The sequence below is a fragment of the Arthrobacter citreus genome, assembly GCF_038405225.1.
Classification (GTDB): Bacteria; Actinomycetota; Actinomycetes; order Actinomycetales; family Micrococcaceae; genus Arthrobacter_B; species Arthrobacter_B citreus_A.
Genome location: NZ_CP151657.1, coordinates 365,702 through 387,744 on the forward strand (window position 1 = coordinate 365,702; position 22,043 = coordinate 387,744).

Sequence of the window (22,043 nt, forward strand, 5' to 3'; positions counted from 1 at the left end):
TTGGTGAAAGAGGCCTGTGCTTATGTACTCTTACGGACATGACTTCACGCGCCACCGTAACCAAAGCCGTTATTCCCGCCGCCGGGCTGGGTACCCGATTCCTGCCGGCCACCAAGGCCATGCCGAAGGAAATGCTGCCGGTGGTTGACAAGCCCGCCATCCAGTACGTCGTGGAAGAAGCCGTTAATTCCGGGATGTCCGACATCCTGATGATTACCGGCCGCAACAAGCGTTCGCTGGAAGATCATTTTGACCGCGTTCCGTTCATTGAAAAGACGCTGGAAGACAAGGGCGACCTGGAACGCCTCGCCATGGTCCGTGCCGCCTCGGAACTGGGCGAAATTCACTACCTGCGCCAGGGCGACCCCAAGGGCCTCGGACATGCCGTCCTGCGCGCCAAGCTCCACGTGGGTAACGAGCCCTTCGCCGTCCTGCTCGGTGATGACCTCATTGATGCCCGTGACGAGCTCCTGAAGCAGATGGTTGAGGTCCAGGCGAAAACCGGTGGTTCGGTCATCGCCCTCATTGAGGTGGAACCCTCACAGATCAGCTCCTACGGCTGCGCCGACATCTCCGTGGTTGAGGGCGAGGACTACGTCCGCGTCAACAAGCTGGTGGAAAAGCCGTCGGTTGACGAGGCACCGTCCAACCTGGCCGTTATCGGCCGCTACGTGCTGCACCCGGCAGTGTTCGGCGTGCTGGAGGAAACCGGACCGGGCCGCGGCGGTGAAATCCAGCTGACTGATGCGCTGCAGACCCTTGCCGCGCAGGAAGACGGAGAGGGTGCCGGAGTCTACGGTGTTGTCTTCCGCGGCCGCCGGTACGACACCGGAGACAAGCTCAGCTACCTCAAGGCCGTGGTGACCCTGGCCTCCGAGCGCGAAGACTTGGGCCCGGACCTTCGCGAGTGGCTCAAGAGCTTCACCGGTACGCTCGAAAGCTGATGTTGTGTGGGGGTCGGCCATCTGGCCGGTGACGCTGGAATGCGGAGATCTGGGCCTGAGGCCCATCCGTTACCGTGACCGCCGTGAATGGACCGAGCTCCGGGTGCGCAACGCCAAGTGGATGGCACCCTGGGAAGCGAGCAACCCGCTTCCCGGGGGCGAACTTCCCTCTTACGCCGCGATGGTGCGCAGCCTCAACCAGCAGGCGCGCCAGGACTCGGCGCTGCCCTTTGTTATCACCGAACGCCGCGGCGGGCTGCGCAGCCCGCCGGCCATTACCGGTCAGCTGACGGTTTCGACCATCGTCTGGGGCTCAGCCCGCATGGCGACGCTCGGATACTGGGTGGACGAGGCGCGGGCCGGCCGGGGGATCGCCCCAACGGCGGTGGCCATGGCCACTGACCACTGTTTTCGCGTCCTCGGACTGCACCGCATGGAAATCAACATCAGGCCGGAAAACACGGCGAGCCTGAGGGTGGTGGAGAAACTGGGCTTCCGGGATGAGGGGCTGCGCGAGCGGTACCTGCACATCGGCGGCAGATGGGCCGATCACCGAAGCTTTGCCCTCACCACCGAGGATGTGCCCGAGGGGCTGCTGAACCGGTGGCTGGCGCAGCGGTGAGCGCGGATTGAGGCCCATTTTCACGTCTGAACGCCGACACACCGGCGGCAATGCGGGCCGCCGTGTGTATTAGCTCATAACGTCGTAGATGTGGACTTCCCTCTCAACAGCTCCCTGATCCTGGCCGCCACTGTCGGCCTTTGGCTGCTGTGGGTTGGTCCCTATGTTTTCCGCAGATCTGGTCTTTCCACGGTGCCGGTTGCCGGTGCTCCAGCTCCCTCGTCAACAGTCATCCGCTCCTCCATCTCCGCCGATGGTCTGTCCCAGCAGGGGAACATCATGTACAACGCCTCCACCTCCCGGCCGCAGGACGCCGCTGCACCGGCACGCGCCTCCCACACACCGGATTCGTTCCCGCGCCGGCAGCCCGAGCTCCGCATCCGTTACGGACGCTCTGCCCTGGCACTGGCGGGAGCGCTTGCTCTTGCCTGCATCGTCATCGGATTGCCGCTGGCCCTGTTCGGACCCGTTTCCTGGTGGTTCCCCGGTGCGGCCCTGGCCGTAACGGCTGCCGCAACTGTGTCCCTGCGGACCCTTGCCGTGCGGGACCGCAGGCGCCGCGTCGATGCCGCCTTCCGGGCAGCCATGAGCGCCGGCCGCCCCGCAGCCCCGCGGCAGGATGACTCACCCCGGCAGGACGTGTCACTGCAGCAGGGTGCTGCGCCGGCCCGCAGCGAAGAGCCCCTGCAGTACCGCGAGACCGTGCTCTTCGACGCCCAAAGCACCGCCGGATCTGATACTTCAGTTGAGCACGCGGCCCCCGCAGCGTCCTCCGTCACCACGGCGCCGGGAGCATCTGACCGCCGGCCCACGGCCGAGGAACTGCGCACCGCCGCGCTGGAGGTTGCCGCCAAGGCAGCACCTGCGGCACCGGCCGGCCCGCCGAAGACCTCCACCACCCCGTGGGAGCCGGTAGCCGTCCCCAAACCGACCTACGTTGAGGCACCGGTTGCCCAGCGCCCCGCGCCGGAGCCCCTGGTTCTGCCGGAGCCGCCCAAACCGGCAGCACGCACGTCCCTTCGCCCGCCGGCTGCGGAAGTCACTGACGCCGCATCGCCGAGCACCGGCAAGATCAATCTCGACGACGTCCTGCAGCGCCGCCGCGCCTAGCGTTCCTCTGGCATGAGTCCGGGCAGCCGGAAAAACGCGGGTACAGCCGAAGGCGCCGCCAAAGCGCTGCTGGAGGGCGACGGGATGTCCGGGCCCCTGGCCGCCGCCCTGCGGCCGCTGGGACTGAGGCCCGCAGCCTGGATTCATCTGCGCTCCCACCACCGCCCCGGCGCCGGCGTCAGCGCCCTTTACCGCGTTGATGCCGTGCCCCGTTCCGGCGCAGGCAGGCACACACGCGAAGCCGTGCGTCTTCACGTGGGGGCCACAACGGCGAACCTTCCCGACGCCGGTTCCGCCCTCCGTGCTGACTTGGGCGGCACAACCGTGCGGTTGTGGATCCACCCGCGCGATCCGATCCTTTCCGGACTGCCATGGGCGACGAACGCCGAGGCGGTGGCACGGGATGTTTTCGGTGCAGACAGCGATACTGCCCGCGCAACGTTGAAGCTGGTGGCCTACCGCCCGCTGCGGCGGGCGGTTGTCCGCGGAGCGTATCAGGACGCCGTTGCCTACCTCAAGGTTCCGCAGCCCCACCTGGCCGCCGGGCTGCGGGAGCGTCTGCACCTGGCAGCGGCGGCCGGATTGCCGGTTCCACCGCTGCTGGAACCCCCGTCAGGTGCCGGGCCAGCCAGCGATGGCGTCCTGGTGCTCGGTGCGCTCCCGGGGCGGCCACTGCACCAGGAACTGCGGGGGGCCGGGCCGCACCGCCTGGACCCCGCCGTCCTGACAGGGCTGCTGGACCGGCTCCCTTCCGGGGTTCTGCTCCTGCCGCGCCGGCCCGCCTGGTCCGAACGCATTCTTGACTACGGCGCCGGGGCCGCCGTCGCGCTGCCGGAAGGAGCCGAACGAATAGAGCGCTGCGCCCAGGGGGTTGCGGCCATGGTCCGCGCCACCGATCCGGGCCCGCTGGTGCCTTCCCACGGAGACTTCCACGGCGGCAACATGCTCGCTGACGGCGGCGGGGACCTGCGGATCACCGGAATGCTCGACGTCGACGGGATGGGACCGGGACACCGGGTTGATGACCTCGCGTGTTTCGTGGGACACCTGGCGGTGCTTGCAGCGCTGACGCCGGAGAACGCCGGGCTGCAGGGTGCGGCCGAACGCTGTGCCCGGAGTTTTGCCCGCAGCGCCGGCCCGGCTGCGCTCTACAGCCGTTCGGCCGGCGTGGCACTTACCCTCGTGGCGGGAGCGGCCGTACGCGGCCCGGACGCGGCAAAGCGTGCGCTGGGTGCCGCCGAGGACCTATTGGGCCGGGCCCGCGGCCGCAGCTGAACGGCCCTGTTCCGCGGGCACCAGCTTCTGAAGGAGTGGTTCGCTCCGGTACGGAATGTGCTCGTGCAGGGCCAGCACCGTCTCGGTGCGGATGACGCCCTTGATCCGCAGCACCGAACGCAGAGCCTGCTGCAGGTGCTGCGTGTCGGTGGCAGCCAGCCGGCACCAGACATCACCGTGGCCGGAGATCTCATGGACTTCCAGGATTTGCGGCAGCGTGCGCAGCCCGGCAATCACCGTGTCCAGCTCCCGGTGGGACACCTCGATGGTCACAAAGGCGAGGACGTCGTAGCCCAGCCGTGCCAGGTCCACGTCGCGTCCACCGGGACGGACGAGTCCGGCCCGGTCCAGGTGCTTCAAGTGACTCTGCGTGGTGTTCCGGGCAATGCCCAGGGTCTCGCTCAGCTCACCGATCTGAGCGCGTGGGTCCCGCACCAACTCCAGCAGCAGCCGAAGATCGATGGCATCCAGATTGCCCAATGCGCGCATCTCCTCTCAAGGAAAACGGAGAATATTGATCATAACGGTCAATAGGGGGAGATTTAACGCCCCATAAGACCCTGCAGGCCCCATCCTATAGGGGAAATAGTTCGAAATCTCGATGAGGACGCGCTGCGCCGGCGACCTGCCCTGAACGGGCCCGGCAACGGCGGCCCAGCGAACGCAGAAGGGTAATAAACGCGCGGTGACAGTCCTGAACGAACTGCGGATGAGGCCGGCCCAGTCCGGCCGCCGCGAATGGGACGCCGCCCGCCGGCCGCGCCTGCTGCTGACCCTCGCGGTCATGACCACCCTGCTGGTGGGTGCCAACCTCGCAACGCCGCTGTATCCGCTGCTCGGGGTGCGCCTGGGGCTGACCCACTTCGGCGTCACCGTGGCGTTTGCCGCGTATGTGATCGTCCTGATCGCCGGGCTGCTGCTGGTGGGGCACTGGTCCGACTTCATCGGCCGCCGGGCGGCCCTTGTCCTGGCCGGCGTCGTCAGCCTCCTGGGCGGAGTGCTGTTCGGCACCGCCACCAGCATGGAAGCGCTCATCGTGGGACGTGCGCTGCAGGGCGCCTCGGTGGCCCTTGCCACCGGTGCGAGCTCGGCGGCACTGCGTGAACTGCTGCCGCACCGGCCCGAATGGGCCACCCGGTTCACGCTGATGGTTTCCGCCGGAGGAGTGGCCGCCGGCCCCGTCATCGGCGGACTGCTGTCCCTGCTGCCGGCCCCCACCCTGACTCCGTTCCTCATCCACTCAGTGGTGCTTGCCGGCCTGCTGGTTCCGCTGTGCCTGCTCAAGGCACGTCCTGCCATCGCGGTCCCACCGCTGGGCCGGGCTTTGGCGGCACTGCGGCCGCGCCGCCTCGCCGTCTCGCACCAGGCCCGCTCCCAGTTCTGGATGGCCTCGGTCACCGGCTTCCTGAGCTTTGCCGTTTTCGGGTTCTACCTGTCACTGGCTCCCACCTACTTCGCCGGCATTGCGGGCACATCCGCCCGCCCGGTCGTTGGCCTGCTCGCGGCCCTGGCACTGGCGGCGTCCGCCGTCAGCCAGCTCACCGGCATCCGTGGACGGCTGGTGGTCCCGGCGGGTCTGGCCCTGATGGGAACCGGCGTCGCATTGATTCCGGCGGCCGGCGCCCTGGGCAGCGTTGTCCTGCTCATCGCCGCATCACTGGCCGCCGGTTTCGGCCAGGGCATGGCCTTCCGGGCCGTGTTCAACGACGTCGCCGCGAAGGTGGAAGCCGCGCAGCACGCACAGATCATCAGCACGGTGTACGTCATCACGTACCTGGGCAGCGCCATTCCGGTGCTCGGACTCGGTGCCGCAGGTGCAGCCTGGGGCCTTCCCACGGCAGTGGCCTGGTTCTCGGCCGCCATCGCGCTGAGCTGCGCGATCCTCTGCGCCTACGCGCTGGTCCGGGCCCGCCGGAGCACGCACGCCTGACGGATTACCCGCCGGGACCGGGAACGTACCCAGCCGGTCCTATGGAAAGTAGGCTGGTTCAATGCACATCTCCCGCGAGAGGACACCCGCCGGCCCTGACGGCAGCGTCATCGGACTCGATATCGGCGGCACCAAGACCCACGGACTGCTCCTGCGCCACGGCGTACCGGCCGCCGAAGCGGTCGCGGGCAGCGCCAACCTGCAGAACGTCAGCGCCGAACAGGCCGCTGCACACCTCGCTGAAATCTTCACTGCGCTGGACGCGGGTCCGGTGGGGCGGGTTATCGCCGGATCCGGGGGCATAGACACCGACGACGACGCCGCAGCGCTCCGCGCGCTCATCACCCCCCACGTCCCGGGCGCAGCGGTGGACGTCATCCACGACACCCGGCTGATCCTGGCCGCCGGCGAGGCTCCGGCGGGCATTGCGGTCATAGCAGGCACCGGTTCGGTGGCCTGGGGGCTGAACCCTGCCGGACAGGAAGCCCGGTGCGGAGGATGGGGCTACCTGCTCGGTGACGAGGGCAGCGGCTACTGGGTGGCGCGGGAAGCGGTGCGTCATACCCTGCGCACCTTCAACCTCGGCGGGGAGCCGGATGAGCTGGGCGCTGGTCTGATGCGGGCATGTTCGGTGACCGGGCCGGTACAGCTCATTTCGCTCTTCCATTCCCGCGAAACCGGACGGCGCTACTGGGCAGCCAAAGCCGGCGTCGTGTTCGACGCGGCGCTGCAGGGAAACCCCGCCGCCGTAGAAATCGTGGCGGCCGCATCCCGTCATCTGGCCGGGCTGGCAGCGGACACCGCCCGCATGCTGGGCATCGACGGCCCCGTGGTGGTGGGCGGCGGCATGGGCATGCACCAGCCGCTGCTCCAGGAGCAGCTGCGGCAGGACCTGGAACGGGCAGGGCTGCGGGAGATCCGCTTCCTGCACCGTGATCCGGTCCACGGGGCCGGCTTCCTTGCGGCAGGGGATGCGCCGCGTGGCTGATGACTTCGACGTCCGGGTCGGCGCCTATGCCGTCATCATCCGGGACGGCAGCATCCTGCTGTCGCACTGGAACGACCACGGCTACTCGGGCTGGACGCTTCCCGGCGGCGGCCTGGAGCTGAAGGAAGACGCGCCGGCCGCCGTCGTGCGCGAAGTCCGTGAGGAAACCGGATACGGCGTCGAAACCCAGGAGCTCCTGGGCGTGGACAGCATCTTCATTCCGCCCGAGCGGCGTTTCCCCGGCGAAAAGCCGCGGTTGCTGCACGCACTGCGGATCATTTACCGCGCCCGCGTCACCTCGGGAACACTGACCCATGAGCTTGCCGGCAGCACCGATGAGGCGGCCTGGGTGGCCCTGGACCAAGTTTCCGGGCTGGGCGCCACGCCGCTGGTGCAGGTGGGGCTTAAGCTGGCCATCCACAACGCCGTCCGCTCCGAATGAACAACTGGACTACTCCAACCCTGTGTCCTACCGTTTGAACTCACGGCAGGACACCAGCTCCGCAGGACCCCCCAAGATTCCAACGGAAGGCCTCCCCATGACCCCGACGGACCCCGCACGCCGGACCGCCGAGCCGATGATCAGTTTCCGCGGCGTGACCAAGTCCTATGCCGGATCTCCGGCTCCCGCAGTGGATGGCCTGAGTTTGGACATCGCCCGCGGTTCCGTGACGGTATTTGTCGGTCCGTCCGGCTGCGGCAAGACCACCTCGCTGCGGATGATCAACCGCATGATCGACCCCACCGCCGGCTCCATCACCGTGGATGGCACCAATGTCAGCGAGGTCAAAGCGCCGGAGCTGAGGCGGTCCATGGGGTACGTCATGCAGTCCGCCGGCCTGATGCCGCACCGCACCGTGCTGGACAACGTGGCCACGGTGCCCCGGCTGCTCGGCCAGTCCAAGGCGCGGGCGCGGGCCAGGGCAGCGGAACTGCTCGACGTCGTCGGGCTCGCTTCGGCCCTGGGCGGACGCTACCCGGGCCAGCTGTCCGGCGGACAGCAGCAGCGGGTGGGCGTGGCCCGCGCACTCGCCGCGGACCCGCCCGTGCTGCTCATGGATGAACCGTTCAGCGCCGTGGACCCCGTGGTCCGGGCCGAGCTGCAGGAAGAGCTGCTGCGGCTGCAGCGTGACCTGGCCAAGACGATTGTCTTTGTCACCCATGACATTGACGAAGCAACCATTCTCGGCGACAAGGTTGCCGTGTTTGCCGTGGGCGGGCGGCTGGCGCAGTACGCCGCGCCCGAGGAGATCCTGCGGGCCCCGGTGGATGACTTCGTGGCCGGATTTGTCGGCCGGGACCGGGGCTTCCGGCATCTGTCCTTCCAAGCGGGCTCCGATGTTCCGCTGCATCCGGTCCAGCTGCTGGATCCGGCCCGGCTGGCGGATCCGGCGGTGGCCGTGACCGGGAACTGGGCGCTGGCGGTTGACGACGGCGGCCGGCCGCTGGGCTGGGTCCCGGCCCGGGACCGGGCTGCCGTGACAACACCGGACCGGCTGGTGCCGGGCGGCTCGCTGTACCGGGAAGGCGAGAACCTGCGCAAGGCCCTCGATGCCGCGCTGTCATCACCCGCCGGGATCGGCGTGGCAGTGGACAGCGAACAGCGGGTCATCGGTGCCATCCGGCCCAACGAGGTGCTGGCCCTAATCGAGCAGGCCCGGCTGCAGCGGAGCGGAGGCTGAGATGGAGTGGTTCCTCGCCCACACTGACCAGGTGTTCCGGCTGACCGGACTGCACCTGTACCAGTCAATTGTGCCGCTGGTGCTGGGCGTCGTCATCGCGGTGCCCCTGGCGGCCCTGATCCGCAGCAACCGGCGGCTGAGCGGGGCGGTGCTCGCCACCGGCTCGCTGCTCTACACCATCCCGTCCCTGGCCCTTTTCGTGACGCTGCCCGCCATCCTGGGCACCCGGATCCTGGACATCAGCAACATCATCATTGCGCTGACCATCTATGCCGTGGCCCTGATGCTGCGGGTGGCCGTTGACGCCTTCAACTCGGTTGACGACGGCGTGCGGCAGGCTGCGACGGCGATGGGATACCGGCCGCTGCGCCGGTTCCTGACCGTGGACCTGCCGCTGTCGGTTCCGGTCCTGATTGCCGGGCTGCGCGTGGTTTCGGTCAGCAACATTTCGATGGTCAGCGTGGGGGCACTGATTGGCGTGGAAAACCTGGGCTTCTTCTTCCGCGACGGACTGCGGCGGTATTTCATCACCGAGATTGTGGTTGGCATCGTCGCCACCCTGGTGCTGGCGTTCCTGATGGACCTGGTCTTCGTGCTCCTGCAGCGCGCCCTGACCCCCTGGCTGCGGGCTGGACGACGCGGAAGCACCTCCGCCGTGGGACCGGACGGGGACAACCCGGCAGGACGCAGCAGCACCGGCAGCACCGGCGGCGGATCCCGGGTGCCGGGGAGCACGCTGGCCACCGCCCCCGACGCCGCACTAAAGGGGGCCTGACCATGCCCGTAACCATCCCGCGCACCGAGTACACCAGCACCAGCGCCATGGGCCAGGGCTGGGAATGGCTCACCGACCCGGCCAACTGGACAGGAGCCGCCGGAATTCCGCTGCGCACCATGGAACATCTGCAGTACACCGGCCTGACCCTGCTGATTGCGGTTGCCATCGCCGTCCCGCTGGGCCTCTACATCGGCCACACCGGCCGCGGCCAGGTTGCGGTTGTTGCCGTCTCGGGCCTGCTGCGCGCCCTGCCAACCCTCGGAATGCTGACCCTGTTCGTGCTGCTCGCCGGGTTGGGCCTGATGCCGCCCATCTGGTCCCTGGTCCTGTTGGCGGTTCCGCCGCTGCTGGCGGGAACTTACTCGGGGATCGCCGCGGTGGACCGCAGCATCGTGGATTCAGCTCGCAGCATGGGCATGACCGAACTGCAGATCCTGTTCCGGGTGGAAGTGCCCAACGGCATGAAGGTGATGTTCGGCGGGCTGCGCGGCGCCACCCTGCAGGTGGTGGCCACCGCGGCGGTGGTAGCCGTCATCAACCTTGGGGGGCTGGGCCGGTACCTCATCGACGGGCTGGCCCTGGGCGACTACGGCCGGGTCTTTGGCGGTGCGGTCATCATCGCCGTGCTGGCGCTCGCCGTCGACGGCATGATTGCGTTGGCAGCACGGTTTGTCATTTCACCCGGTCTCCAAGACCGCCACCCTTCTCCGGCGGCTGCCGCCGCCGATAAAGCACCCATACCTACCGGAAGCGGAACTGCCGCCGCCGGCTCACTAGGAGGAAAATCATGATGCAGCACACGCGCCGGAACCCCCGGCGGAAGGGCCTGGCCACCCTGGCCGGAGGCTTCACCCTGGCCCTTGTCCTGGCCGGCTGCAGCGGCGGCGGCGGAGGTGACCCGCTGGCGTCGGAAGAGCCGTCGGAAACGGCGGCCGCCGGGAGCACCGAGACCATTGTGGTGGGTTCGGCTGACTTCCCCGAGTCCAGCACCCTCGCCGAAATCTATGCAGGCGCACTGAACGGCGCCGGCATCCAGGCCGAGACCAAGCTGGGCATTGGTTCACGCGAGGTATACCTTCCCGCACTCGAAGACGGGTCCATTGACCTGATCCCGGAATACACCGGAGCGCTGCTCGTGGGAGTGGACTCGGATACTGAACTGGTGGACGCCGGCGAAATTGTCGATGCCCTGCCCGCAGCCCTGCCGGAGGGGCTGGTCATCCTGGAGGCCTCGGATGCGGAGAACAAGGACGCGATGGTGGTCACCCAGGCCACGGCCGAAAAGTATCAGTTGGAGAGCATCGAGGACCTGGCCAAGGTCTGCGACCAGCTGACGCTGGCCGCACCTGCGGAGTTCCAGGAACGAGCCCAGGGCCTGCCCGGCCTGGAGGAGAAGTACGGCTGCGTCTTCAAGGAGTTCACCCCCATCGGTGACAGCGGCGGCCCGCTCACCGTGGACGCCCTGCTGAAGGACGAGGTGCAGGTGGCCGACATCTACACAACCACCCCCGCCATCGAGGAAAACGACCTGGTGGTCCTGGAGGATCCGAAGCAGAACTGGCCCGCCCAGCAGGTGGTGCCGCTGGCCTCCGGCGACGCACTGTCGGACGAAGCCACAGAGGTGCTGAACCAGGTGTCGGCACAGCTGACCACCGAGGACCTGATCGAGCTGAACCAGGCCGTGAGCGGGGACCAGAAAATGGACCCCAGCGAAGCGGCCCGGATGTGGCTTGAGGAAAAGGGCTTCGCCTAAGCCCTGACCGCACGGTTACCCCTCAAGGACCCCCTTTTCGCTTCACATGCGCAAAGGGGGTCCTCTGTCTGTGGCAACATGTTTGAATGGCAGAATTCAAGCAGTCGCACAAGCTCCACAACGTTCTCTATGACATCCGCGGCCCCCTGCTGGAGCATGCCCAGCGCATGGAGGCGGCAGGCCACCGGATCCTGAAGCTGAACATCGGCAACCCGGCGCCGTTCGGTTTCGAGGCGCCGGAGGCCATCCTCGTGGACATGGTGCGGCACCTGCCCAAAGCCCAGGGGTACAGCGACTCCCGGGGCCTCTTTTCCGCACGCACCGCCGTCGTCCAGTACTACCAAAGCCGCGGTATCCAGAGCATCGACGTCGACGACGTGTACCTGGGCAACGGCGTGAGCGAACTGATCACCCTGTCCATGCAGGCCCTGCTGAACAACGGCGACGAAATCCTGGTGCCGGCACCGGACTATCCGCTGTGGACCGCTTCAGTGTCGCTGGCCGGCGGCACGGCCGTGCACTACCTCTGCGACGAGGACGCGCACTGGTGGCCCGACGTCGAGGACCTCGAGTCCAAGATCACCGACCGCACCAAGGGCATTGTGCTGATCAACCCGAACAACCCCACCGGGGCGGTGTACCCGGAGCACATCGTCAAGGAGATCGTGAACCTGGCGCGCAAGCACGGGCTCATCATTTTCTCGGACGAAATCTACGAAAAAATCCTGTACGACGACGCCGTGCACATCAATTCAGCGTCCATCACCGGCGACGACGTCCTGTGCCTGACCTTCAGCGGACTGTCCAAGGCCTACCGCATTGCCGGCTACCGCAGCGGCTGGATGGCGATCTCGGGACCCAAGCACGAGGCCGCCGACTACATCGAGGGCATCAACCTGCTGGCCAACATGCGCCTGTGCGCCAACGTGCCGGGCCAGCACGCCATCCAAACGGCGCTGGGCGGGTACCAGAGCATCAACGACCTGATCCTGCCCGGCGGCCGGCTCAAGGCCCAGCGGGACCTCGCCCACAAGATGCTCAACGACATTCCCGGGGTCAGCTGCGAACTGTCCATGGGCGCGCTGTACCTGTTCCCGAAGCTGGATCCGGAGGTCTATCCGATCGAAAGCGACGAGCAGTTTGCCCTGGACCTGCTCAAGCAGCAGAAGATCCTGATCTCCGTGGGAACGGCGTTCAACTGGGTGCGCCCGGACCACTTCCGGATGGTCACGCTGCCGAACGTGGAGGACATCGAGGATGCCATGATCCGGCTCGGCGAGTTCCTGGCCAGCTACAAGCAGTAACCGCCGCAGGCTACTCGGCGCGTGCCTGGTCCCGGGCCGCGTCGAGCCTGCGCCGTGCGCCCTCGAGCCATGACTCGCAGCGCGTTGCCAGCTGTTCGCCGCGCTCCCACAGGGCCAGGGATTCCTCCAGCGATGCGCCGCCGGTTTCCAGCCGGCCGACCACCGAGACCAGTTCATCGCGCGCCTGCTCGTAGCTCATGGCTTCAATGTCGGCCGGAACTGCTGATGCTTCGTGTGCTGCGGGGTTCATATCGGTGCTGTCCTTCGGGTTGGAGTGTGCTGTGGGGTTCTGCGCGGGGGAGGAGGACGCTTCGCTCATGCTGCGCCTTCCGCCGGGTCGGATTCGGCGGTGGCTGCCAGTTCGCCAACCGCCACCCGGATGCGCAGGTGTGCTGCGGCGGGAACAGCTGCCGCGTCCCGGACCACGGCGCCGTCGGCAAGCTGTACGACGGCGTAGCCGCGGTCCAGCGTGTTCTGCGGCGACAGGGCGCGCACCTGGGCCCGGAGGTGGGAAATGCGGTCGGTGTCCCGCCGGACCTCCGAGACCATGCAGGACAGGGCCCGTTCCCGCAGGCGAGTGACGTCCTGGGCCCGCCCGTCGATCATGGTTTCCGGTGCGGCCATGACGGGACGGGACCTGATGTGGTTCAGCCGTTCCTTTTCCCGGCCGACCGTCAGCTCCACGATGCGCCGCAGCTGGGCACGTGCGGCGCCGATGCGGTGCAGTTCCTCACCCACATCCGGCACAATCCGCTTGGCGGCGTCGGTGGGCGTGGAGGCGCGCAGGTCCGCCACCTCATCCAGCAGCGGCCGGTCCGCTTCGTGGCCGATGGCGCTGACCACCGGAGTCTGTGCCGCAGAGACCGCGCGGACCAGGTCCTCATGGCTGAACGGGAGCAGGTCCTCCAGCGAGCCGCCGCCGCGGGCAATGACAATCACGTCCACTTCGGGCATGGCGTCGAGCTGCGCCAGCGCACGGCTGACCTCGGCTACGGCGTTGACGCCCTGCACTGCCACTTCACGAACTTCGAAGGCCACAGCGGGCCAGCGGAGGGCGGCGTTGCGCATCACGTCCTTCATGGCATCGGAGTTGCGGCCGGTGATCAGCCCAATCCGTGAAGGCAGCAGGGGCAGGGGAAGTTTCCGGTCCTCGCGGAACAGTCCCTCGGCCGCCAAGGACTGCCGCAGGCGTTCAATCCGGGCCAGCAGGTCACCGATGCCAACCGGGCGGATGTCTCGTGTCTGCATGGACAGCCGTCCGGTCTTGACCCAAAAATCGGGCTTGACCTGGGCCACCACCCGGGCGCCGCGTTCGAGCGGAAGCTCCAGCCGGTTCATGACGGCGCTCCACACGGTGAGCGAGAGCGATATCTCCGCATCGACGTCGCGCAGTGTGATGTACGAGGCGTTGGCCCGCTTATTCAGCTCAATGACCTGCCCCTCCACCCAGGTGGCCGGGGCGCGGTCAATGTAGGTCTTGAGGTTCCGGGACAGCAGCTGCAGCGGCCAGGGGTTCTCGGGAGTTGTTTCCGCGGCAGTTTTCGGAAGGCTCGTGGGAGCGGTTTCATCGGGACCGGAGGGGTCTAGGGGGTCTTGCATAAGTTAATGTCTATCAGGTGCCGCCCACAACGCGCGTGCCGAACCCGGACTGCTGGATTTCGGGCGTGCCGGCTGCCCCGCCTTGCTGAACCATGCTCTGCTGAACCATAGTGTCCCTTCCGCTCTGCGAAAGAACGAGGAAAGAATTTATGCGAACTTTTGGTTCGGCGCTTCTTGGCCTGGTGGCCGTCCTGCTGGCGGTAGCCGCTTTCTGTTCCGCCTGGCTGTCGGAAAACGTGGTCTCCGACGACGGTTTCACCGCCCTGGGCCAGCCGCTGGGAACTGACGCCGCCTTTCAGCAGAACCTTTCCGAGGCGATCGGACGGCAGGCGGCCGAGAATCTGCAGGTGCCCGACGCCATCGCCGGTCTTGTCGAACCGCTGATTACCGGCGCCGTGCAGGGGGTGCAGGCGCTGCCCGAGTACCCCCAGGCGTGGAACGAAACACTGCGCCGCTCACACACCCAAACGTTCGACGGCGATGGTGCGATCGCGCTGGACGTGGCACCCCTGGTGGGGCTGGTGGTCAACGCCGTGGGCAGTGAAACCGGAATAGAGGTGGCCCCGCCCGAAACCTCGCCGGTGCCGCTTACCGGGGAGGACCGGCGCCAGTACGTGGAATCGCTGGTGTCGGTGGCCGGCGCCTGGCCGTATCTGGCGCTCGGCGCCGCGGCTGCCGCCGTCCTGGCCCTGCTGGTTGCCAGGAGCCGGACCGCCGCAATGGCCTGGCTCGGCTTTGGGACGCTGCTCGCCGGGGGACTGATGTGGATCGGTGCGGGCAGTCTTCCGGCGCTCGCCGCCCGCCCGGCGTACGGCAGCGCCGTTGCCGAAACATTCGCTGCCGCTTTTTCCACCGAAGCTGCGGCAAGCCTGCAGGCCTGGACGATTCCCTTCCTCCTGGGGGCAGCGGTGCTGCTGGTTGTGGGACTGTTGGCACGGTCACTAAGTGGGGCCCGTGTGCGCCGCAGCGCCTACGGACGCCGCCCCTGAACAAGGAACCGGGGTATGCCGCAGGTGCGCCCATAGCGGACGCCCGGGCCTTAGGCCCATTCGATGCCGGGGCACCCGATAGCATGGAGGCATGACCAGCACTGCCGTATCCGTGCCTATGCCCACCGTGCCCCGCCGGCGCCGCAGCCCGCAGGAGGTGGCCGCAGCCGCCCCCGTGAGCGGTCCCCGCCGTGTCCTGCTTGCCGCCCCGCGCGGTTACTGCGCCGGTGTTGACCGTGCCGTGATCGCCGTCGAAAAGGCCCTGGAGGCTTACGGGCCGCCCGTCTACGTGCGCAAGCAGATTGTGCACAACCTCCACGTCGTTCAGACGCTGGAGGAAAAGGGTGCCATCTTCGTTGATGAAACCGACGAGGTGCCCGAGGGCTCGCTGCTGATCTTCTCCGCCCACGGCGTGTCACCCGCCGTCGTGCAGTCCGCAGCGGACCGCAACCTGCAGACCATCGACGCCACGTGCCCGCTGGTGACCAAGGTCCACAAGGAAGCCGTCCGCTTTGCCCGTGACGACTTCGACATCCTGCTGATCGGACACGCCGGCCACGAGGAAGTCGAAGGCACCTACGGCGAGGCACCGGAGCACACCCAGATTGTCAACGGTCCCGAAGACGTCGACAAGGTCACGGTCCGGGACCCCGACAAGGTTATTTGGCTGTCCCAGACCACGCTGAGCGTTGATGAGGCGATGCACACCGTGGAACTGCTGCGCAAGCGGTTCCCCACCCTGCAGGATCCGCCCAGCGACGACATTTGCTACGCCACGTCCAACCGCCAGACCGCGATCAAGAAGATTGCCCCGGAAGCCGACCTGGTTCTCGTGGTGGGCTCGGCCAACTCCTCGAACTCGGTCCGCCTTGTGGAGGTTGCCCTGGAATACGGGGCGAAGGCCTCCTACCGTGTCGATTTTGCCAACGAGGTGGACGAGAGCTGGTTTGAGGGCGTCTCCACCGTGGGCGTGACATCCGGAGCCTCAGTGCCGGAAACCCTGGTGCAGGAGGTGCTGAACCTGCTGGCCAGCTACGGCTACGGCGACGTCGAGGAAGTGGTCACCGCGCAGGAAGACATCATGTTCTCGCTGCCCAAGGAAATCCGTGCCACGCTCAAGGCCATGGGGGACACCTCCCGCGGTTTGGGAGGCCGGCGCGCCGGAGCCTAGCTCCGGCACCGGTATGATTGATTACCGTGGCTCTTACTATTGGCATCGTCGGCCTGCCCAACGTCGGCAAATCAACCCTGTTCAATGCGCTGACCCGCAATAACGTTCTGGCGGCGAACTATCCGTTCGCCACCATCGAACCGAATGTCGGCGTCGTATCGCTTCCGGATCCGCGGCTGGCCAAGCTGGCCGAAATCCACGGTTCCGCACGGATCCTGCCGGCAACGGTGTCCTTCGTGGACATCGCCGGCATCGTCAAGGGGGCGTCCGAAGGCGAAGGCCTGGGCAACCAGTTCCTGGCGAACATCCGTGAAGCCGAGGCCATTGCCCAGGTGATCCGCGTGTTCGATGACCCCGACGTTATCCACGTGGACGGCAAGGTGGATCCCCGTTCCGACATGGAGACCATCAACACCGAACTGATCCTTGCCGACCTGCAGACGCTGGAAAAGGCGATCCCGCGGGTGGAGAAGGAAGTCAAGATCAAGAAGCGCGACGCCGCGCAGCTGGCTGCCATGCAGGCCGCACAGGCCGTGCTGGAGCGCGGCGACACCATCTTCTCCTCCGTGGAGAAGGACAAGCTGGACATGGAGCACCTGCGCGAGCTGAGCTTGCTCACCGCCAAGCCGTTCATCTACGTGTTCAACGTGGACGACGCCGTGCTGGGCAACCCGGAGCGCCAGGAAGAGCTGCGCGAGCTCGTGGCTCCCGCCGACGCCATCTTCCTCGACGCCAAGCTCGAAGCCGACCTGGTGGAGCTGGATGAGGAAGAAGCCCGCGAGATGCTCGAGATGAGCGGCCAGGAAGAGTCCGGCCTGGACAAGCTGGCCCGCGTTGGCTTCCACACGCTGGGCCTGCAGACCTACCTGACGGCCGGCCCCAAGGAAACCCGTGCGTGGACCATCCGCAAGGGCGACACCGCCCCGCAGGCCGCCGGCGTCATCCACTCCGACTTCCAGCGCGGCTTCATTAAGGCCGAGGTTGTCTCCTTCGATGACCTCGCCGAGGCCGGTTCCATGGCCGAGGCCAAGTCCCGCGGCAAGGTCCGCATCGAAGGTAAGGACTACGTCATGGTCGACGGCGACGTGGTTGAGTTCCGGTTCAACGTTTAGTTCCTGACCTCTTGGACCTGTGAAGGGCCGCTAAGAACATGTTCTTAGCGGCCCTTCCTTTTGCTTCCGATTCGACGCCGAAAAATGACGTAGCCAGCATTTTGATGTACCTGAGTGGGCGGATCAGAGTTTAAGCGCTGGAACCGTGCCGGCTGGCTAGAACCCGCCATCGAAAGGAGTGTCGGGACGAGCCGAGCCCTCGACAGCGCCCTTGAGCGTCACGATCCGTACGGTGTCGAGGCGGGCTGATCCTGTTTGAATTGGGACCCAGCATAAGCGGCGAAGTTTGTCGACTGCTTTCTCGCAGTGTCCCACGACACATTTTGGGTACTGAGTGGCTCCTTTCCAGACCAGCCACGCCCGCAGTCAGCTGCTTGCTTCAGCCTGTTCGGGGAGGTGGGCCTGTAGTCTCGAGCAAGACGGTCGTGGATTAATGAAGGGCGCAGGGAATGTGGGTTTCGAGACTCCGTGTCAACGGTGGCTTCCTCAACGGGCTAGATGTTTCGTTCGTTCGTGGGTTGAACGTTGTTATCGGTTCTCGCGGTGTCGGCAAGACTGCATTGCTCGAACTTCTGCGGCATGCACTAGGTGCTGAGCATGCCGATAAACGGCGACGTCAGCAGCGGGAACAGTTCCTTTCCGCGGTGCTGGGAGTCGGCGAGGTGATTGTCGACCTGGAAGACGACCTTGGTGCAACGCAGGTGATCGTTGATGCAAGAGGGCGCGGGCGCGACCGTGACCTGTCGCATTTTGCTCTAGTTCTCGGGCAGAGTGAGTTGGAAGAGATCGCGTCCGATGCGGCTAATCGGCTGAAGCTCCTCGACCTCCGCGCTGGCGAAGAAGCCACCGCGATGCCCCGAGACGAGCTCGGAGAGCTGGCCCGCAAGATGTTCGAGCTTCGCGGGCAGTTGCAAAAGTGCGAGGAAGAGTCCCTCAAACGTGCAGGTTTGGAAGCGGACCTGCAGATCTACCGGTCGCAAGAGGAATCTCTGGTCGGAGATGCGCAAGGTCCCCTTGCCGCTCAGAGGGACACGCTTCGTGATGTAGAGGCGCGTTCTAACCTGATCGTCAGACGGGGCGTAAATCTTCGAACAGCCGGAGAATTATCAGCTCAGATGGGTAGTGCAGTCGATACGATTCAGCAGATTCTGGTGAAGCTTGATGTGCTGGATATTGAATTCATGGCGGATGAGATCTCTCTTGCTGGGACTCTCAGCACCGTTCGCTCTAAAGCTGAGTCCCTCCGAAAATCGATTGGCGTTCTTGATGATGGTGTTTCAGACCGCATCGCCACGGCGACCACGGAGGAAGCCAAGCTTCGAGAAACTGCCGCGCCGCTGAGGGAGAATCTAGAGCAAGCTGAGGCAGGGCTGGGGCAAATTACGGCTCATATCCGAAATGTCGATGCTCAACTGCGAGAACTCGACGACAACGACAAGAGGATCGTCGCACTGTCAACAGAGCTCCAGTCTCTGAAAAGTCAGAGAGATGCAGCGTTCGCCGCTGTAGAAGCGGAAGAAGAGCGACTGTACCGTGCGAGGCATACCGTTGCGGAATCTACGTCGCGTCAGATTGACCGCCATATTGTCGTGGTAGTCGAGCATCTTGCAGATGCGTCCGAACTACGCGATGTACTCACGGAGGGCCTTAAGGGTACACACACCAGAGCTACACTCATCGATTCGCTGGCAGCACGCGTTCTACCGAGGATGCTCTTGGAAATGGTGGAGGCACATGATGTCGATGGACTAGCTTCAGCCGGCGATCTGTCTCAGGAGCAGGCGGCTAGGGTGATCGGTGTTTTTGATTCCATGGAGGGGGTCGAACGCCTCGCAAAGGTTCGGCTAAAAGATAGCGTCGACTTCCTACTGCGCGACGGTGCAGTGGACAAAAGCGTTGACAATTTGTCGGCTGGTCAGAAGTGCGCCGTAACGCTGCCAATCGTTCTCTCCGAGCGAGAGCGGACACTGATCCTCGATCAGCCAGAGGACCACCTGGATAACGCCTATCTCGTGGATCACGTTGTGTCAGCAATGAGTCACCGTACCGGCGACCAGGTCCAGACAATCGTGGCGACCCATAACGCGAACATCCCGGTTCTAGGGGCAGCTGGACGAGTGTTCGTCCTTGCGAGCGATGGACAGCATGGTGAAGTCCGCGACTCCGGAGCATTCGACTCACCGGCGGTCGTCTCAGCGATCACGACCATTATGGAGGGTGGACGAGAAGCCTTCGAGCGACGAGCTAGGTTCTATGAAGTCCATGAGTGATCCGCTTAATTCCCAATGTGAATGGCTCGACGATTCCCTCAACTCGGACTCGCCGTCGGCTAGGCTGCGAGCCGCCGTGTGGATCAAAGCCAACCCGGAGGATGTTCCGGTACGCGTACTGATACGGGCTATGCAGAACGAATCTGTGCCTCAAATTCGGCAGGTCCTCAATGACGTCTTGGCGGCGCGGGAATCACTTTCAAACGCGACGCAGTCAGATTCTGTGTCCCAGGAATCGGACTCAAGTCGTGGGTCTGTTCCAGAACTTGCGCGCCTGATTCGACATGAGCTCTCTCCGCCGGTCGGTTGGATCCGCAAGGCAGGCAGTCGGGAAATCAGGGACTTCCAGCGAAGTGCGACAAATGATGCGATCAATCGGCTGGAACGCCGAATCGACGCCCTGGTTGCCCTGATCCGTGAAGGATCGGATTTGGATCTTACGGAGTGCAGCTTGGAACACACCTTGCGGGACTGCTGGCCGGATCTGACCGCTACTCCGACTTTTGTGCCGGCGCCGGACCTCGCTGGCCGCCCGGCAATGATCCTCACCGACATTGGTCTCTTGGAGGTTCTACTAGCTAACGTCTACCAGAATGCCATAGACGCGTCGCTGGAGATGGAGGGAGGGCGGTCCATCGAAGTGAGCTGGAGCATAGTTGGAGAGAGGTTTTGGGTGAGGGTGTCGAATCCGTTTGCAGGAAAGCAGTTCGACGTCAAGGACGTCGAAACAACCGGAATTTCTACGAAGAGCGGGCATCAGGGGATTGGGTTGGCTCTTATAAAAACTGCTTCCGAAAAGCTTGGTTATGGTTTCAAAATTACGGGACGTAGCGGCGTTGCAACCTTCATACTCACGGGAAAGCGAAACTGATGACAAACCCACGTGCCGTACTAGTTGATGATGATCCACAGCAACTGGCGGAGGCTTCGGCGACAATCGTCGATGCTGGATACGAGCTAATCACGTTCGAGTCGGTCGAGGAGGCGCTCAGCCTTGTCGAAAGCACTAACGACCTGATCGATCTCTTTGTCTTGGATCGAAAGTTGCCGATGCGTGTCGGCGAGAAAGCCGTTGATGAGTTGGGCGACGAGCTATTCCAGATCGTAACCGCCCGCTATCCTGATTCACGCGTGATCGTCTTCAGCGGCTACACGGATTTTGATCATGCGCAAAGATCCATGGAAGGGGCTGGTCTTGTCTTCCAAGATGAGGACGTTCGGATTGATCGAGTGTCCGTGCTGCGTAAGTCCCAGTTCGACAAGTTCGACCGTTTCATTCGAGATTTGCGCGAAGTTATCGCACGCTTCGATCTGATTGAACTTACGACGAGTGAAACGACTGAGCTTCGCGATCGGCGAGTCCTCCGTCGAATCGCCTATCACTACGGTGCGTCAGCGATTGCGGCCGTCCCTCTAGCCGGTGGACTTACGGGCGCAGCCGTTTGGCGCTGTGAGGTTGCGCGTCCAAATGGGTCTGTCGCGGTAATAGTAGCGAAGGTGAGTGGATCGCTTCCAGCGGCCGGAGGGCTGCAGGACCTGCTTCCCAAAGGAGGCATAGCACGTCGTGTCGACGTTATACAGGGCCTCATGGGCGGCTCGATCATTAGCATCTTGCAGCTCGCAGGTTCGTCGACGACCCCACTGATGAACTTAATCGGTTCAGAAGACCTCATGGCCGCTGACATCATCAAATCGCTTCGTGAGAGTCTTGACACGCTGGAACAATCCCCCGCCAGAACAGTTCCGCTCCGCGACGTTGTTTGCCAGATTGTTGATTGGAACAAGTTTGAGTGTGAACTCGCTTCGATCGGGCTTACCACGCCGCCGCCCGAGCTTTGGGTTACAACTTCGATGGTCATGAGCCATACCGACCTTCACGCTGCAAACATACTCGTATGTGACGGCCTACCGGTGATTATCGACTCGGACGAGAACCAATTCTCCAGTGCGCTCCGGGACCCGGCCGTCATGCTGATGTCGAGCTGGGTCCACCCGGACTCGCCACTCCTCGGCTCGGACTGGCCTTCAGTGGAGGACATCTCAGAGCGCTTTGGAGATTCAGCGTTCGCTCGAGGTTCGTTGTCTCCCGCATGGTGCGCATCTGTACTGAGTTGGATGGAGGCAAGAAGCGCTTCCTCACGCGAGTATTGGTCGGTGGTCATGGCCTATGGTGTGCGTCAGCTTCGGTTCGACAACGTCCGGTCGCAACCCGAATTGAAAGCGAAGGTGGCCGCTCTGGTCGCCCTAGCTCACAAACGCTTGGAAGAAACGTGAGAAGCCTCGGAGGTCTTCGTTTATGCACTCTCGTAGTAAGCATGGTGCGTATGTCTATCGAAGTTGAGGACGTGGCTCTTCGCGGCCCCAGAACTTGAGATCGCTTTTCAGTCCGGGTCTTACGCTTCACGCAGGCCGATCGTGGGTGGGCCAGGCATTCCATACGCCACACCGACGTGCTTTAAGGAGAGGTTATTCCGTAACGGAACGTGGTGGAGTTTAGGTTTAATGTGTAGATTCTT

21 protein-coding genes are annotated in these 22,043 nt (G+C 64.9%); 18 read left to right on the forward strand and 3 right to left on the reverse strand.

Annotated features, from left to right (window positions below):
- The first annotated feature begins 38 nt into the window (after positions 1-38).
- The 4 genes from galU to AAE021_RS01790 all read left to right on the forward strand — a co-directional run bounded on the left by galU (position 39) and on the right by AAE021_RS01790 (position 3,951).
- Complete coding sequence (gene galU, locus AAE021_RS01775) at positions 39-944, forward strand: UTP--glucose-1-phosphate uridylyltransferase GalU (RefSeq protein WP_342023964.1); 906 nt, start codon at positions 39-41, stop codon at positions 942-944.
- A 4-nt stretch (positions 945-948) separates the two neighbouring features.
- Entirely contained in the window at positions 949-1,566 is a 618-nt protein-coding gene (locus AAE021_RS01780) for a GNAT family protein (protein WP_342023965.1), read from the forward strand.
- A 90-nt stretch (positions 1,567-1,656) separates the two neighbouring features.
- A complete protein-coding gene (locus AAE021_RS01785) occupies positions 1,657-2,676 on the forward strand; it encodes a hypothetical protein (RefSeq protein ID WP_342023966.1) in 1,020 nt (339 codons plus the stop codon).
- A gap of 12 nt (positions 2,677-2,688) precedes the next feature.
- Positions 2,689-3,951 carry a phosphotransferase gene (locus tag AAE021_RS01790; RefSeq protein ID WP_342023967.1) on the forward strand — a complete coding sequence of 421 codons (1,263 nt, stop codon included), beginning with the start codon at positions 2,689-2,691 and terminating at the stop codon, positions 3,949-3,951.
- On the opposite strand, the gene AAE021_RS01795 is transcribed toward AAE021_RS01790, so the two are convergent.
- Positions 3,922-4,440 (reverse strand): Lrp/AsnC family transcriptional regulator, encoded by a 519-nt coding sequence (locus AAE021_RS01795; protein WP_425362431.1) that lies wholly within the window; start codon positions 4,438-4,440, stop codon positions 3,922-3,924. The genes AAE021_RS01790 and AAE021_RS01795 overlap by 30 nt on opposite strands.
- A gap of 196 nt (positions 4,441-4,636) precedes the next feature.
- On the opposite strand from AAE021_RS01795, the gene AAE021_RS01800 reads away from it, so the two are divergent.
- The 8 genes from AAE021_RS01800 (at position 4,637) to AAE021_RS01835 (ending at position 12,386) form a co-directional block, all read left to right on the forward strand.
- Entirely contained in the window at positions 4,637-5,881 is a 1,245-nt protein-coding gene (locus tag AAE021_RS01800; RefSeq protein ID WP_342023969.1) for an MFS transporter, read from the forward strand.
- A gap of 61 nt (positions 5,882-5,942) precedes the next feature.
- On the forward strand, positions 5,943-6,869 hold the full coding sequence (locus AAE021_RS01805) for an N-acetylglucosamine kinase (RefSeq protein ID WP_342023970.1): 927 nt from the start codon (positions 5,943-5,945) through the stop codon (positions 6,867-6,869).
- The gene (locus AAE021_RS01810; RefSeq protein WP_342023971.1) at positions 6,862-7,311 is read left to right on the forward strand and encodes an NUDIX hydrolase; all 450 of its coding nucleotides are present in this window, start codon (positions 6,862-6,864) and stop codon (positions 7,309-7,311) included. Before AAE021_RS01805 ends, AAE021_RS01810 begins: the two co-directional genes overlap by 8 nt.
- A 97-nt stretch (positions 7,312-7,408) precedes the next feature.
- Positions 7,409-8,551, forward strand: a complete 1,143-nt coding sequence (locus AAE021_RS01815; protein ID WP_425362432.1) for an ABC transporter ATP-binding protein — start codon at positions 7,409-7,411, stop codon at positions 8,549-8,551.
- Between the two features lies 1 nt (position 8,552).
- On the forward strand, positions 8,553-9,326 hold the full coding sequence (locus AAE021_RS01820; RefSeq protein WP_342023972.1) for an ABC transporter permease: 774 nt from the start codon (positions 8,553-8,555) through the stop codon (positions 9,324-9,326).
- 47 nt (positions 9,327-9,373) lie between these two features.
- The gene (locus tag AAE021_RS01825; RefSeq protein WP_342025280.1) at positions 9,374-10,120 is read left to right on the forward strand and encodes an ABC transporter permease; all 747 of its coding nucleotides are present in this window, start codon (positions 9,374-9,376) and stop codon (positions 10,118-10,120) included.
- On the forward strand, positions 10,117-11,082 hold the full coding sequence (locus tag AAE021_RS01830) for an ABC transporter substrate-binding protein (protein ID WP_425362433.1): 966 nt from the start codon (positions 10,117-10,119) through the stop codon (positions 11,080-11,082). Before AAE021_RS01825 ends, AAE021_RS01830 begins: the two co-directional genes overlap by 4 nt.
- Positions 11,083-11,168: 86 nt before the next feature.
- On the forward strand, positions 11,169-12,386 hold the full coding sequence (locus AAE021_RS01835; protein ID WP_342023973.1) for a pyridoxal phosphate-dependent aminotransferase: 1,218 nt from the start codon (positions 11,169-11,171) through the stop codon (positions 12,384-12,386).
- A gap of 10 nt (positions 12,387-12,396) precedes the next feature.
- Here the strand turns inward: AAE021_RS01835 and AAE021_RS01840 are convergent, their stop codons facing one another.
- On the reverse strand, positions 12,397-12,636 hold the full coding sequence (locus AAE021_RS01840; protein ID WP_342025282.1) for an exodeoxyribonuclease VII small subunit: 240 nt from the start codon (positions 12,634-12,636) through the stop codon (positions 12,397-12,399).
- A 65-nt stretch (positions 12,637-12,701) separates the two neighbouring features.
- Positions 12,702-13,985 (reverse strand): exodeoxyribonuclease VII large subunit, encoded by a 1,284-nt coding sequence (xseA, locus tag AAE021_RS01845; RefSeq protein ID WP_342023974.1) that lies wholly within the window; start codon positions 13,983-13,985, stop codon positions 12,702-12,704.
- A 149-nt stretch (positions 13,986-14,134) separates the two neighbouring features.
- Between xseA and AAE021_RS01850 the strand changes: the two genes are divergently transcribed.
- From AAE021_RS01850 to AAE021_RS01875, 6 genes are all read left to right on the forward strand, one after another.
- The gene (locus AAE021_RS01850) at positions 14,135-14,974 is read left to right on the forward strand and encodes a hypothetical protein (RefSeq protein WP_342023975.1); all 840 of its coding nucleotides are present in this window, start codon (positions 14,135-14,137) and stop codon (positions 14,972-14,974) included.
- A 91-nt stretch (positions 14,975-15,065) separates the two neighbouring features.
- Positions 15,066-16,145 carry a 4-hydroxy-3-methylbut-2-enyl diphosphate reductase gene (locus tag AAE021_RS01855; RefSeq protein WP_342023976.1) on the forward strand — a complete coding sequence of 360 codons (1,080 nt, stop codon included), beginning with the start codon at positions 15,066-15,068 and terminating at the stop codon, positions 16,143-16,145.
- Between the two features lie 26 nt (positions 16,146-16,171).
- The gene (ychF, locus tag AAE021_RS01860) at positions 16,172-17,257 is read left to right on the forward strand and encodes a redox-regulated ATPase YchF (protein WP_342023977.1); all 1,086 of its coding nucleotides are present in this window, start codon (positions 16,172-16,174) and stop codon (positions 17,255-17,257) included.
- A gap of 518 nt (positions 17,258-17,775) precedes the next feature.
- Complete coding sequence (locus tag AAE021_RS01865; protein ID WP_342023978.1) at positions 17,776-19,527, forward strand: hypothetical protein; 1,752 nt, start codon at positions 17,776-17,778, stop codon at positions 19,525-19,527.
- The gene (locus AAE021_RS01870) at positions 19,520-20,398 is read left to right on the forward strand and encodes a GHKL domain-containing protein (protein WP_342023979.1); all 879 of its coding nucleotides are present in this window, start codon (positions 19,520-19,522) and stop codon (positions 20,396-20,398) included. The genes AAE021_RS01865 and AAE021_RS01870 overlap by 8 nt, the downstream gene beginning before the upstream one ends.
- Positions 20,398-21,801, forward strand: coding sequence for a hypothetical protein (locus AAE021_RS01875; RefSeq protein ID WP_342023980.1), 1,404 nt, complete (start codon positions 20,398-20,400; stop codon positions 21,799-21,801). Before AAE021_RS01870 ends, AAE021_RS01875 begins: the two co-directional genes overlap by 1 nt.
- Positions 21,802-22,043: the final 242 nt, after the last annotated feature.

Coding starts and splice junctions, on each gene's coding strand:
- AAE021_RS01850 (WP_342023975.1), top strand. CDS start 14,135: ATGCGAACTTTTGGTTCGGCGCTTCTTGGCCTGGTGGCCGTCCTGCTG.
- AAE021_RS01825 (WP_342025280.1), top strand. CDS start 9,374: ATGGGCCAGGGCTGGGAATGGCTCACCGACCCGGCCAACTGGACAGGA.
- AAE021_RS01795 (WP_425362431.1), bottom strand. CDS start 4,440: ATGCGCGCATTGGGCAATCTGGATGCCATCGATCTTCGGCTGCTGCTG.
- AAE021_RS01855 (WP_342023976.1), top strand. CDS start 15,066: ATGACCAGCACTGCCGTATCCGTGCCTATGCCCACCGTGCCCCGCCGG.
- AAE021_RS01820 (WP_342023972.1), top strand. CDS start 8,553: ATGGAGTGGTTCCTCGCCCACACTGACCAGGTGTTCCGGCTGACCGGA.
- AAE021_RS01830 (WP_425362433.1), top strand. CDS start 10,117: ATGATGCAGCACACGCGCCGGAACCCCCGGCGGAAGGGCCTGGCCACC.
- AAE021_RS01815 (WP_425362432.1), top strand. CDS start 7,409: ATGACCCCGACGGACCCCGCACGCCGGACCGCCGAGCCGATGATCAGT.
- AAE021_RS01835 (WP_342023973.1), top strand. CDS start 11,169: ATGGCAGAATTCAAGCAGTCGCACAAGCTCCACAACGTTCTCTATGAC.
- AAE021_RS01790 (WP_342023967.1), top strand. CDS start 2,689: ATGAGTCCGGGCAGCCGGAAAAACGCGGGTACAGCCGAAGGCGCCGCC.
- AAE021_RS01870 (WP_342023979.1), top strand. CDS start 19,520: ATGAGTGATCCGCTTAATTCCCAATGTGAATGGCTCGACGATTCCCTC.
- galU (WP_342023964.1), top strand. CDS start 39: ATGACTTCACGCGCCACCGTAACCAAAGCCGTTATTCCCGCCGCCGGG.
- AAE021_RS01875 (WP_342023980.1), top strand. CDS start 20,398: ATGACAAACCCACGTGCCGTACTAGTTGATGATGATCCACAGCAACTG.
- xseA (WP_342023974.1), bottom strand. CDS start 13,985: ATGCAAGACCCCCTAGACCCCTCCGGTCCCGATGAAACCGCTCCCACG.
- AAE021_RS01805 (WP_342023970.1), top strand. CDS start 5,943: ATGCACATCTCCCGCGAGAGGACACCCGCCGGCCCTGACGGCAGCGTC.
- AAE021_RS01840 (WP_342025282.1), bottom strand. CDS start 12,636: ATGAACCCCGCAGCACACGAAGCATCAGCAGTTCCGGCCGACATTGAA.